Below are 13,100 nucleotides of genomic sequence, written 5' to 3'. Positions count from 1 at the left end.
TTCTAACTTTTTTATTTAAAATTATATAATAATTTTTATTTTTTTATAGTAAACCTACATCTTGGATAATTGGAGCATCCGTAAAACTCTCCGTATTTCCCTTTTCTTAAAATGAGTTTTCCATTACACCTAGGACATATATCATTATTTATTTTATAGTTTGTATTTTTTATATTTGATATATGCTCTTCTTTAGATATATTTTTGTTATTTGAAATTAATTTATTATAAATATAATTCATATCATCATCAGTATAATTTGAGCCGTCATTAAATTGATATAAATAATTTTTTAAGTCGCACAAATTAATAACATTTCTTATATTGATATTATCAGCATTATTTTGAGTAAATACTATTACAGAATTAATATTATATTTATTTCCTAATATTTTTTTTAAATGATATATATGAGTATTATTTTGTTTTATAGGGCTATAAAAATAATTTCTTTCACCTATTCTTAAACATTGCGTCCATTTTCTTTGATCTTCATTGCCAAATATAAGTCCGCTATAGTTTTTAGTCTCTATACAAAATATTCCATTTTCTCTTATTTCTATATGGTCTATTTGATGGCTTTGACCATTACTATCTACTATTGTTAAATTGTTTATTTGCCTATGTTTTACTTTGCCAAATAAATAAGGATTGAGAGCAGAATCAACTTGAATCTCTCCGATTTGACCTTTAATTGAATCGAAATCAAAAAAAGCATTGAAAATATTTTTTGCAATATATTTAAATAGTCCCATAATTATAAATATGTATTTTTACAGATTGAACTAATATTAGTTTATACTTAAATTTTATTTTGTCAAATATTATATTTTATAAAAATGACATAAAATATTTGAATTTTCTATTCAACTTTTTCCCTCGTACGAGCTGTACCACCTTGCCGCACGATAATGCTATGCTTTAATTATAACTTCTTAGTCGTGCGGGGGAGTGCATTTTAATGTACAATTAAATTATAAAATTTATAATAAAAATGCAGTTCTTCGCGAAGCGTATCCGAAGGATATAAGTTTCTTTTATACCAATACCGAAGGCACTTCCTTTTGTCGCCCTGAAGGACTCCTTTCAGTCGCAAAAGAAGTAGGGGTTCGGGGACTAGTCCCCAAAAAAATAAAAACTTAAAATAATTATTATTAAAAAATTTGAATTTTTTTATTTTTCTTTTATAATATATTAAACTTTATTTTAGACTTTATATATTCACTTCAATACTTTTTATATATTTGATCTTTAATCCGTATAAAGAATTTTTTAATTTATAAAAACCTATAAAGGAGAGTTTATTATGGCAGAAAAACAAATACTTAATTTTGAAGCCGAAACAAAACAGATATTAAATTTAATGGTGCATTCTATATACACTCATAAAGAAATATTTTTAAGAGAGCTTATATCAAATGCAAGCGATGCTCTAGATAAAGCAAGATTTGAATCTATAACTAAAAGCGATAAATATACTGATATAGATAATTTGAGAATAAAAATAGAAATAGATGAACAAAATAGAACATTGAGTATTATAGATAACGGAATAGGTATGACAAGAGAAGATGTTATCAATAATATAGGCTCTATTGCAAGAAGCGGTACTAAAGCATTTTTGGAGAAAATACAAAAAGATAAAGAAGCATCAAAAGAAAGCGGAATAGATTTAATAGGACAATTCGGTGTTGGTTTTTATTCTGCATTTATGGTTGCTGATGATATTATAATAGAAACTAAAAACGTTGATAGTGAAAAAGGTGTTCGCTGGGAGAGTAATGGAGACGGTTCTTATTCTATAGAAGATATTGACAAACAAGACAGAGGTACAAAAATAATACTTAAGTTAAAAGCAAAAGATAAAAAGCTAGAAGAAGACGGATTTGTTGATGATGATTATTGCAACAGATACACTTTAGAAAGTCTCATTCATAAATATTCAAACTATGTTCATTATCCTATAATTATGGATATGCCTATACCAAAAAAAGACGAAAAAGAAGTTCAGCAGTATGAAGAGAAAACTATTAACTCAATGGTGAGTATATGGCAGAAATCAAAAAGCGATGTTAAGGCAGAAGAGTATAATGAGTTTTATAAAGAGCATTTCCACGACTATGCTGACCCATTTGAAGTAATACATACAAGGGCAGAAGGTACCATAGAATATACTGCACTTTTATTTATACCTTCGAAAGCACCTTTTAATTTCCTTCACCCAGATTTTGAAAGAGGTTTAGAGCTTTATTCAAGAAACGTATTTATAATGGGTAAATGTAAAGATTTGCTTCCTGAATATTTAAAATTTGTTAGAGGTTTGGTTGATTCTCCTGACTTTTCTTTAAATATTTCAAGAGAGATTTTACAGCATAGCACTCAATTAAAAAGAATAGCATCAAATGTTGAAAAAAAGGTTTTGGAAACTTTAGAAAATATATTAAAAAATGACAGAAAAAGATACCAAGAGTTTTTCAAAGAGTTTGGTGAGTCTATAAAAATAGGAATATATTCAGACTTTAGTAAAAAAGATAAATTGTCTAATCTTTTATTATTCCAGTCATCAGAAACGAAAGAAGAAGAATATACAACATTGGCAGAATATAAATCAAGAATGAAAGAAGGTCAGGAGTTTATATATTATGCAGCTGCTAAAGATAAAGCTACAATAGAAAAACTTCCTCATATGGAGGGTATGAAAGATAAAGGATACGAAGTTCTTTATTTCACTGACAGAGTTGATGAGTTTATGGTTAATATGATGAGGGAGTTTGACGGCACTAAACTTCATTCTATACTTCAGGCTGATAATAATACAGAAAATAAAGATGAAAACAAAGATTCTGCTAATAAAGATGTGCTTAATGCCATAAAAGAGGTGTTGGGTGCTGATAAGGTTGCTGAGGTGAGAGAGACTAATAGGCTTAAAGAGAGTGTTGTTTGTTTATCAAATAAAGAAGATTCTATAAGCTTTAATATGGCTAAGGTACTTGCTGAAAGCGGAAATCCTATGTTTGCTATGAAGCCAGAGAGGGTATTAGAAATTAATACTTCACATGATGTATTTAAAGCTATAGAGAAAGAGTATCAGGCTAATAAGACTTCTGATTTGTTTAAAGAGTATAGTGAACTTCTTTATGATGAGGCTTGTATACTAGAAGGACTTCCACTTGAAGACCCTAAATTATTTGCAAGCAGAATGAGCAAATTAATGCTAAAATTATAATTAATTGATTATGATTTTATTAAAGATAGAAATTGTTATAATATAGTTATAATGATTATATTTTTCAATTTTTATCTTTTTAGTTTTTGTTGTTCTTTTCCCCTCGTACGAGCTGTATCACCTTGCCGCACGGTAATGCTATGGTTTAATTATAACTTCTTAGTCGTGCGGGGGAGTGCATTTTAATGTACAATTAAATTATAAAATTTATAATAAAAATGCAGTTTTTTTGGTTCTTTTATACCAATAAAAGAACTGGGGTGCTGCACGGTGTGTACTTCGTTAAGGGCAAAGCCCTGCAAATAAAAAAAATTCTTCCACCGTGCGGTTAATATTTTTAATTCTTTTATATAATAATTCTATTAATAAGCATTTGCTGAACCTTGAATTTCATCAAGCTTGTTAATGGCATCTCTAAACAGAGTAAAATTACTTTGCCAGTTGCTTGTTGCTGTAGGGGATATTGCTATGTCTTCGTAGGTGTTTTCATTGAAATTATTAATAAAGTTAAATCTTATATTTGATATGCTTTTTGTAGTGAAGTTATCAAACTCATTATCATCATTAAATTTATATTTTACTTCTATATCATAATATTGTAAATTTCCCATTGTAAATGGAGTGAATACTGTTTTTTGTATGTTTGTTAATTCTAAAGTGCTTCCATCATCAAACATAAATATTATAGGAGTTGAACTTGCTACTTGAAAATAGTACGGATATCTATATCTAAACTCTAATGTTAAAGTTCTTCCATATCTTTTGAAAAATCTGAAACTATTTTCACGCATATATTTTTGAGTGTTTTTCCAAGAGGTAAATATATTTATTTTTGATGTGAGTTTATCTCTTTCTGTGATGTATGCTCTATTTTTTATAATATCATACATTATACTATTAGTATCCATATTGTTTTGAGCAGATAGCATTAGAGAGCTAAACACTATAAAAATAAATATATATCTATACATACAAAACTCCAATTTTAAATATTATAACTCCATATAATAAAACGGAATTATAATATTTAAAATTGAATGTAAATATCTAATTTTTTTATATTATTTAGCAGCATTACCAACAACGTTTAAAGAGTCCCAAGTACGTGCAAAAGGCGGAGCATAGCATAAATCAAGCATACCCAATTCATCAACAGTAAGACCAGCATGTATACAAGCAGCTATTACATCGCTTCTAAGTACAGCACCTCTTTTTCCAGCAATCTGCCCGCCTAATATTTTTCTGTTTTCAGCAGAATATACTAGTTTTATATGCAAATCCTGATAGTCTGGATAATAATGTGTATGGTCAATATCTTTTACTGTAACAGTTTTGTAATTAATATTGTTATTTTTAGCCTCTTCTTCAGTAATACCAGTTCTTGCCATTTCTAAATCAAAGCAAAGTATACAAGCACTTCCCAAACTTCCAATAAACTTTTCATTTCCTCCAACTAAATTAGAAGCAACCATTCTTCCAAGTTTATTAGCCCCAGTAGCCAAAGCAGCATAACTTGTATTATCTAATACCCTGTTGTATATTCCTGCACAGTCACCAGCAGCATATATAGAATCAATATTAGTCTTTCCTTCTCTATCAACAAGTATAGCACCATTTTCCATTAATTTAATTCCTGCCTCTTTAGCCAAATCACTATTAGGTGTAACTCCAATAGCAACAACCACATAATCAGCATCATATCTTCCTTTGTCTGTAACAACTGCCTTAACATTATTATTGTTGTCAGCTTCTAATGATAAAACTTTTTCGTTTAAATTTAACTCAATATGTGTTTTTATATTCTCAATAGCTAAGTCAGAGAACTCTTTGTCAAATTTAGCTCCAAATACTCTGTCAGAACGCTGTATTATTCTTACATTTTTACCAAGATGCTTTATAGTATGTGCAGCCTCTATAGCTATAAAACCAGCCCCAAGCACAACTACATTTTTTATATTATCATCTTTCATTTTTTCTTTCATATTAATAGCGTCTGTAAACTCTTTAAGTGTAGATACATTTCCAATATTAATATTTTCTATTTTTGGTATTATAGATTTTGCCCCAGTAGCTATAAGCAAAGTATCATAACTGTCTTCAAACTCTTTATTATTTTCTAAATCTTTTACTACTACTTTTTTGTTATTAACATCAATTTTTAATACTTCATGTTTAACTTTTAAATCTATTCCAGATTTTATAGTAGCTTCAGCAGTTCTTGCAATCATAGTGTTGGAATTATCAAAAAAACCTCCAACATAATACGGCATACCGCAAGCTCCCCAAGATACATATTCAGTTTTTTCATAAACTGTTATAACAGCATCTTTGTCTAATCTTCTTGCCTTTGCAGCAGCACTCATTCCAGCTGCAACTCCTCCTATAATTATTACTTTTTTCATAAATAAAAAACTCCGTTAATAAAAATAAATCTACTTTTAAAGTATAATGGATAATACTTATTTGTCAATTAAATGTTAATAGCAATATTATTTTATGAATTTTTGTTGACAAAAGATAAAAAGTTGTTATCATATAAATATGATTGATTGCTCATTTGAAATTAATTATCTTGTCAAAGAAGATTCTGTAATAGTATTATATCTAAAAAAGAATATATGCTTAGAATCTCTCCCTAAAATAAAAGATATAATGTTGGAATATCTATCTAAAGGCATTAATAATATAATAATTAATCTTTGTGAATGTTCTTTTATTGAAAGAGATATATGGAATTATTTAATAGATTTAAAAAAAGAACTCTATGATTGCTGCGGCGATATTGTACTTTCAAATTTAGATGGTAATGTTAAATTAGATTATGATTTGATGGAGCTTTCAAATACAATAGAATCATTTGAGAGCTTAAATGATGCTCTTTACAATTTTGGGATATTTAATCAAACTAGATTCGCTTAAATGTTTTTTATGCTTGAATTTTTGTCTTTATAGTATAATATATATGTTATGAAAGTTGCTAAGAATTTACTTACTGCATTAATATTTTTTATAATATTTTTTTGTATTTATTTATTTAGATATTTAGAAAACTTTTCATATGGTTTTAATATATATATTTTGAAAAATTTTTGTGTAAGTAATATTTTTTCTATATTGCTTATATCTTTTTTATGCAGCTCTATATTTATAGGTGTATTTAATAAAAAAAGTCATATATTAAATATTATTACTATAATTGTATTTACTATAATAGCTTTAATATATCCGTCTTACATAATATTTTTTAATGCTAATTTTAATGATATAGAATATTCTGATAAATATATTATAACAAATTCAAATTATTTATATAAGGTAGATAATTATTTAATAAAAGCTAATCCTACTAATGATGCATATGCTAGTTCAATATTAATAGATAATGTATATTCTAATAAAATGTATTTTGCTGATAATATGATTGTTACAAAAAATGAAGTTATTATGAATAATGTTGTAGAAATAAATAGCAATGATGTTGTAAATAAAGATTTAGTTTCTTTAAGTAGAAAAAATATTTATAGTTATATATCTAGTATTATAGAAGATATAGTATTTGGATTTGATATGTCATCTTATTTAAATAGATTATTAAAATATATTAGTGTTAATGATTTATCTGTATTTTTTATATGTATTTTGTATATTAGTTTATTTTTATTATTATTATCAGTTTATATGATTAGCAGTTCTTTATCATTTTCAAGTTTTAAATATCATAATATGCTTTTAGGTTTTATTATTTATATAATGTTTGTAGTGATATTTTTCTTTGTTAGATTTAAATATAGTTTTTTAATGGATAATTATATTAATTTTGGTATATTTTTATGTGCTTTGTCTTTATTAATTATAATATTATCTTTAATAATAAATATTATATTAATGCGTAATAATAAGAGAATGGAAGAATGATAGAATGAATCAAGTTGTTATTAATGATTTTTGCAAGATAGATATAAAAAAGAATAGTGTAGTTACGATAGGTAAATTTGATGGTGTTCATAAGGGGCATCAGAAGCTTATTAGATATACTGTTAATATGGCTAGGAAATATCACTTATTATCTGTTGTTATGATGATAAGGAAGAAGAATGTATCTATTTATCATATGGAAGAGAATATATCTTTTATTAAGGCTTTGGGTGTTAATTATATAATAGTTATTGACTTTTTACCAGAATTTTATACAATGGAAGCTAAAGAGTTCTTTAATAGATTAATAGAATACTACAAAATGAAGAGAATTGTCATTGGAGAGGACTTTGCTTTTGGTAAGGATAGAGTTGGCGATATTGATTTTTTGAAGAGATATGCTTCAGAAAAGGGGGTTAATGTTAATATAATTAATTTCCTTAATCATTGCGGAGATAGAGTATCCAGCAGTAAAATAAGAGATTGTTTATCTAATGGCGAAGTTGAAAGTGTTTCTAATATGCTTGGCAGAAATTATAGTATGAGCGGTATTATAATACATGGTAATGCTTTGGGAAGAAAGATTGGTTATCCTACTGCAAATTTAGAATTAGATGATAATATATTTGTTCCTAAGATGGGAGTTTATAGCTCTTTAGTAAGTATAGGAAATAGCACTAAATTATATAAAGCTTTAACTTTTATAGGTATAAGCAACATAAATAAAGAACTTAGAGTAGAGAGCCATATATTAGATTTTTCTAGAATGATATATGGTAAAAAAATAACAGTTATATTTCTTAAATATATTAGAGATAATATTAAAGTTAACTCTATAGAAGAAGTGAAATCATTATTAGAAAAAGATGAATACAATGTAAGAAAATATTTCAAAAGGAGAAAAAAATGTCTATTACAGCAGACGAAAAACTAAAAATTATTAAAGAATTTGGAAAGAGTGAAAAAGACACAGGTTCAGCAGAAGTACAAATAGCTCTTTTAACTAATCGTATAACTTATTTAAAAGGACATTTCCAAGAGCACACAAAAGATAATCATTCAAGAATGGGACTTCTTAAAATGGTAGCTAAAAGAAGAAAACTTCTTAATTATTTGAGAAGAACTGATCTTGAAGCTTATAAAAATCTTATACAGAAATTGAAATTAAGAAAATAAAACAGTTGCTTGATAATTACGAATAGTTAATACTGTCTATGGTATTTTGTAATAAGGAGAATATATGGTAACAGTTAAGAGTGTATTTTGCGGAGAAGAATTAATTTTAGAGACAGGGCTTTTAGCAAAACAAGCACATGGTTCAGTAACTTTAAGATTAGGAAATACTACTATTTTAGCTACAGTTGTTGCGGCAAAAGAGCCTAATTTAGAATCAGACTTTTTCCCGCTTACTGTAAATTATAATGAAAAATATTATGCAGGCGGTAAAATTCCTGGAGGTTTCTTCAAAAGAGAAGCTAAACCTAGAGATAAAGAAATACTCATTTCCCGCATAATAGATAGACCTTTAAGACCGCTTTTTCCTGAAGGTTTTAGAAACGAGGTGCAAATTATTCCTACAGTACTTTCTGTAGATACTGATATGCCTACAGATGCTTTAGCTTTAATAGCTTCATCTGCAGCACTCACTATTTCTTGGATACCTTTCGGAGGACCGGTTGCAGCTGTTAGAATAGGTTATAAAAATGGCGAATATATCATCAACCCTAAAAACAGCGAACTTGCATCAAGCGAATTAGATATAATCGTTGCTGGAAGTAAAGATGCTATACTTATGATTGAAGGTGAGGCTAGAGAGGTTTCTGAAGAAGTATTTATCGGTGCTATAGAGTTAGCTCATAGAGAAATGCAGAAATATATTGATATGCAAAATGAAATGGCTGCTCTTTGCGGAACTCAAAAAATAGAACAGGAATTATTTGAGTATGATGCTGAATTAGTAAAAATGGTTACTGAATACGGTAGAGAAAAAATAGAAGCTGCTAACTATAATCCTGATAAAGCTAAAAGAAATGAAAGTATGGATAATGCTTTTAATGAAGTAGAAGAGTATATTAAAACAAAAATAGAAGATGAAAAATTAATATCTCAAGTTAAAGGCATTTGTCATTCTATAGAAGAAGAAATAGTAAGAGAGGCAATAGTAGAAAAAGGAATGCGTCCGGACGGAAGAGCATTAGATGAGATTCGTCCTATAAGCACAATGACTAATCTTATTCCTAGAGTTCATGGTTCTGCTTTATTTACAAGAGGACAAACTCAGTGTTTATCTATAGTTACATTAGGAAGCGAGAAAGATGCTCAATTAATGGACGATATATACGGAAAAGAAAACAAAACTTTTATGCTTCATTATAATTTCCCTCCATTTTCTGTTGGAGAGGTTGGAAGATACGGCTCTCCCGGAAGAAGAGAAATTGGACATGGTAATTTAGCAGAGCGTTCTTTTAATGCTGTGCTTCCTCCAAAAGATAAATTCCCATACACTATAAGAGTAGTTGCTGAAATATTAGAAAGTAACGGTTCTTCATCAATGGCTACAATTTGTGCTTCTACTATGTCGCTTCTTTCAGCTGGTGTTCCTCTTAATGCTAGTGTTGCTGGTATTGCTATGGGACTTGCTACTTATAAAGATGGATATAAAGTGCTTACAGACATACAGGGTGTTGAAGACCATTTGGGTGATATGGACTTTAAAGTTGCTGGAACACGTAAGGGCATCACTGCTTTCCAACTTGATATTAAACTTACTGGTATATCTACTCAAATATTAAAAGAGGCATTAGATCAGGCTAAAAAGGCTAGATATTTTATACTTGATAAAATTGAAGCTACTATATCTAACCCTAATGAGATTTCAGATTTTGCTCCTAAGTATAAAACTATGGATGTTAATCCTGAAAAGATTAGAGTATTGATTGGACCTGGAGGAAAAAATATTAAGGCTATCATAGAAGAGACTGGAAGCGATGTTGAGATACAAGACAGCGGTGTAATTAATATATTTGCTCCAGACACTCCTACTTTAGATAAAACTATTAGTCTTATAAACTCTTATGTTAAAGACCCTAAGGTTGGTGAAGTTTATGATGGGGTTGTAAAAGACATTAAAGACTTTGGTGCTTTTGTTGAAATATTGCCGGGTGTAGAAGGGCTTTGTCATATATCTGAGCTTGCTTATAAACATGTTATGAATGTGGAAGAAGTTTTAAAGATTGGTGATGAAGTAAAAGTAAAAATCATAGATGTTAAGGGCGGAAAATATTCTTTAAGCAGAAAAGCTTTGCTTGAAAAACCTGCAGATTATGTTGAAGAAGAAAATAACAATAAAAGAAAACACGACAGAAAAAAGAGATTTTAATCTTTTAGATTTGTGAATATAGTAAGAGGTTATTATTTAATAATAGCCTCTTTTTTTTAGTAAAAATTTTTAAGTTTTTTATTTGTTGGGGCTTTGCCATTAACGAGGTAGACATTGTTTAGCTGCGGGAAAAAGAACAATATAAATTTTATAATTTAATTGTACATTAAAAAGCACTCCCCCGCACGACTAAAGGGCTATGATTAAACCAGAGTATTGTTGTGCGGCAAGGTGGTACAGCTCGTACGCGGGAAAAGTTGAATAAAACAATTATATACAAAATATAGTTAAATAAATATTAAAAATTCGTTTTAAAAAAATTTAATATGTTTTTTTTGGTTTTATTTTCTTTTGATTTACTCTCTCCTTTTATATTTACAACAACTTCATCTCCAACTTTTAATCCTAATTGCATTATACCTATTATTTTTTTTATGTCTTTTGATATATCATTTTTTATTATGGTAACATCGCATTCGCTGTCTTTTGCTATTTTAGCAAGTTCGCTCAAAGGTCTTGCATGTATATTATTTGTATTGTTAATAGTATATTTAAAACTTTCCATCTATTCTCCTGAAGAATTTTTTAATAAACACATTAGGTTATCAAAACTTTTATTCTCTATTAACTTTATAACATTTTTTTCATTCAACAAAAAATCAACCGTATATTGATAAAACTTCTGCAAATTCTCATCTTCTTTATTTGATATAGAAACTAAAAATACAACCTGAACATTATTCTTATACCATATAATAGGCTTTTCCAATATAGCAACAAATACAAAAGTTTCATCAGTTACAATTTCAAAAGGATGAGGAATTGCAACCAAGTTTCCAAAATCTGTCTCTGATAAACTTTCTCTTTTCATTACCAAATCATAAAAATTATCTGGTATATCAATATATTTTTTAATATTTTTACATATATTTTTTATAATCTCTTCTCTGTTACTCCCCTCTATATTTGTAGAAAACAGTTTTTTATCATAATAATTATTCAAAAAATCATTTTCAGATAAATCTAAAACATTTTTAACTTTTATAATATCATTAGTTTCTAAAAACAGCCCTATATGCACAATAGGAACAGGTACTTGAACAACTATAGGGACTGTAGAAAATATATAATCAACTTTAGAAAAATCAAAATCTTTGAGCATTATCAAATCTGTAGTATAAATATTTTCTATATAGTCAGCAAACTCTTTTTTATATTTATGCATAAGAAGCTTTGAAGTAGTTTTTCCGCTTCCGCATACTATTAGTATATTGATTTTCTTTTTCTCTTCGCTATTTTCTTCTAAGGCTATTTGAAATAATAATGCTAAAAAACCAATTTCATCATCTGATATTTCTTTATTATAATATGTTTTAAGTACGGTATTAGCTTCTGATGCTATTAAATATGCTAAAGAATAATTAGTTTTTATATCACTTAGCATTGGATTTTTTTGCAAAACATTATATCTTATTCTTATATCGAGCGGTATCATATGATGGTTAAGCAAAAGTCTTAAGTTTAAATTATCTTTTAAATCTATTTTTAAATTGTTGTATATCAAATCAAGCATATCCTGCACTACATTATCTAATTTATTTTGTATAATATAATTTTCAGTATTTACTAATAAACTCTTTGATGCTATATGAATTGCTATAAAAATTGTTTCTATATCATTTAATTTTATATCTAATTCTTTTTCTAAAATATTTGCTAACTTTTTTGCTAATTTTAATTCCTCTTTTTTTACATCTTTTAATAAAACATCATCATTATAATCGTTTATATTTTTATTTTCTTTTATTCTCTCTATTGATACAGAAATATATAATATAAAATTTTCCAAGTTTACTTCAGATAATTTTATATCATTTTTCTTTATAAAATTAATTACTATATTTTCTATAGTTTTATTTATATATTTTTTATCGTATATTTGCTGTTTTAAATAATAATCTATTATACAATTTCTAATATCAAATTCTTTACCAACTAATTTAATACCATAATTTGGTTTACGTTCTATTTTTAAATTATAATATTTAATATTATCTTCTATAATTTTTAATGTATTTGTGAGAGTTGTTTTAGATATATCTAATGCATTTATAAGATTATCAGATTTTATATAGGTGTTATTATTATTTATAAGATGTTCAAATATGTATTTTAATCTATATTCAAAATCATTAAATATATGTGCATTAATGTCAATATTTGATATATCTTTATGATTGCCGCATTCTAAAATATAACCATATCTTGCTCTAGATACTACTTTTATTCCTGTATTTTCTAATTCTTTATTTAATTCTGCTATTTTTGTTCTAACAGTTTTTTCACTTATTTGCAATTGTTTTGCTAGCATTTCTGCGGTGATATATGATTCATTAGAGATAATGGATAATAATTCTTTTATATATTTACTTTTCATAATGCATATAAACTTATAATTATATTATATATCATTATAAAAAAATAACACACAAAAAATTACCAGATTAAAGTAGAAATTTTATTGTTTGAGTTATTAGAATAAAGTGTTATCTTTATAATATAAAAAATCAAAGAAAGAGG

11 protein-coding genes are annotated in these 13,100 nt (G+C 27.0%); 6 read left to right on the top strand and 5 right to left on the bottom strand.

Annotated elements, in window-relative coordinates:
* Window positions 1–35 precede the first annotated feature (35 nt).
* Entirely contained in the window at window positions 36–755 is a 720-nt protein-coding gene (locus EPJ72_RS06260; protein ID WP_147731344.1) for an NERD domain-containing protein, read from the bottom strand.
* A gap of 551 nt (window positions 756–1,306) precedes the next feature.
* Here EPJ72_RS06260 and htpG point away from each other — a divergent pair.
* Complete coding sequence (htpG, locus tag EPJ72_RS06255; protein WP_147731343.1) at window positions 1,307–3,226, top strand: molecular chaperone HtpG; 1,920 nt, start codon at window positions 1,307–1,309, stop codon at window positions 3,224–3,226.
* A gap of 362 nt (window positions 3,227–3,588) precedes the next feature.
* Here the strand turns inward: htpG and EPJ72_RS06250 are convergent, their stop codons facing one another.
* Together EPJ72_RS06250 and EPJ72_RS06245 are read right to left on the bottom strand one after the other, a co-directional pair.
* Window positions 3,589–4,197 carry a hypothetical protein gene (locus EPJ72_RS06250; RefSeq protein WP_147731342.1) on the bottom strand — a complete coding sequence of 203 codons (609 nt, stop codon included), beginning with the start codon at window positions 4,195–4,197 and terminating at the stop codon, window positions 3,589–3,591.
* Window positions 4,198–4,287: 90 nt separating this feature from the next.
* Window positions 4,288–5,628: a CoA-disulfide reductase gene (locus EPJ72_RS06245; RefSeq protein ID WP_147731341.1), complete on the bottom strand. Its 1,341-nt coding sequence runs from the start codon at window positions 5,626–5,628 to the stop codon at window positions 4,288–4,290.
* 139 nt (window positions 5,629–5,767) lie between these two features.
* Between EPJ72_RS06245 and EPJ72_RS06240 the strand changes: the two genes are divergently transcribed.
* The 5 genes from EPJ72_RS06240 (at window position 5,768) to pnp (ending at window position 10,520) form a co-directional block, all read left to right on the top strand.
* On the top strand, window positions 5,768–6,145 hold the full coding sequence (locus tag EPJ72_RS06240; RefSeq protein WP_147731340.1) for an STAS domain-containing protein: 378 nt from the start codon (window positions 5,768–5,770) through the stop codon (window positions 6,143–6,145).
* 159 nt (window positions 6,146–6,304) lie between these two features.
* Window positions 6,305–7,141 (top strand): hypothetical protein, encoded by an 837-nt coding sequence (locus EPJ72_RS06235; RefSeq protein WP_242004940.1) that lies wholly within the window; start codon window positions 6,305–6,307, stop codon window positions 7,139–7,141.
* Between the two features lie 4 nt (window positions 7,142–7,145).
* Window positions 7,146–8,075, top strand: a complete 930-nt coding sequence (locus EPJ72_RS06230) for a bifunctional riboflavin kinase/FAD synthetase (protein WP_147731338.1) — start codon at window positions 7,146–7,148, stop codon at window positions 8,073–8,075.
* Complete coding sequence (gene rpsO, locus EPJ72_RS06225; RefSeq protein WP_147731337.1) at window positions 8,048–8,317, top strand: 30S ribosomal protein S15; 270 nt, start codon at window positions 8,048–8,050, stop codon at window positions 8,315–8,317. Before EPJ72_RS06230 ends, rpsO begins: the two co-directional genes overlap by 28 nt.
* A 64-nt stretch (window positions 8,318–8,381) precedes the next feature.
* Window positions 8,382–10,520, top strand: a complete 2,139-nt coding sequence (gene pnp / locus EPJ72_RS06220) for a polyribonucleotide nucleotidyltransferase (RefSeq protein WP_147731336.1) — start codon at window positions 8,382–8,384, stop codon at window positions 10,518–10,520.
* A gap of 298 nt (window positions 10,521–10,818) precedes the next feature.
* Here pnp and EPJ72_RS06215 read toward each other — a convergent pair whose 3' ends face one another.
* Window positions 10,819–11,085, bottom strand: coding sequence for an HPr family phosphocarrier protein (locus EPJ72_RS06215; protein ID WP_147731335.1), 267 nt, complete (start codon window positions 11,083–11,085; stop codon window positions 10,819–10,821).
* Window positions 11,086–12,957 (bottom strand): BglG family transcription antiterminator, encoded by a 1,872-nt coding sequence (locus tag EPJ72_RS06210; RefSeq protein ID WP_147731334.1) that lies wholly within the window; start codon window positions 12,955–12,957, stop codon window positions 11,086–11,088.
* Window positions 12,958–13,100: the final 143 nt, after the last annotated feature.

The sequence above is a fragment of the Brachyspira pilosicoli genome, from assembly GCF_008016535.1.
In the GTDB taxonomy this organism is placed as follows: domain Bacteria; phylum Spirochaetota; class Brachyspiria; order Brachyspirales; family Brachyspiraceae; genus Brachyspira; species Brachyspira pilosicoli_A.
The sequence above is the reverse complement of the archived record's forward strand: the minus strand, read 5'-3'. Positions and strand labels throughout refer to the sequence as shown.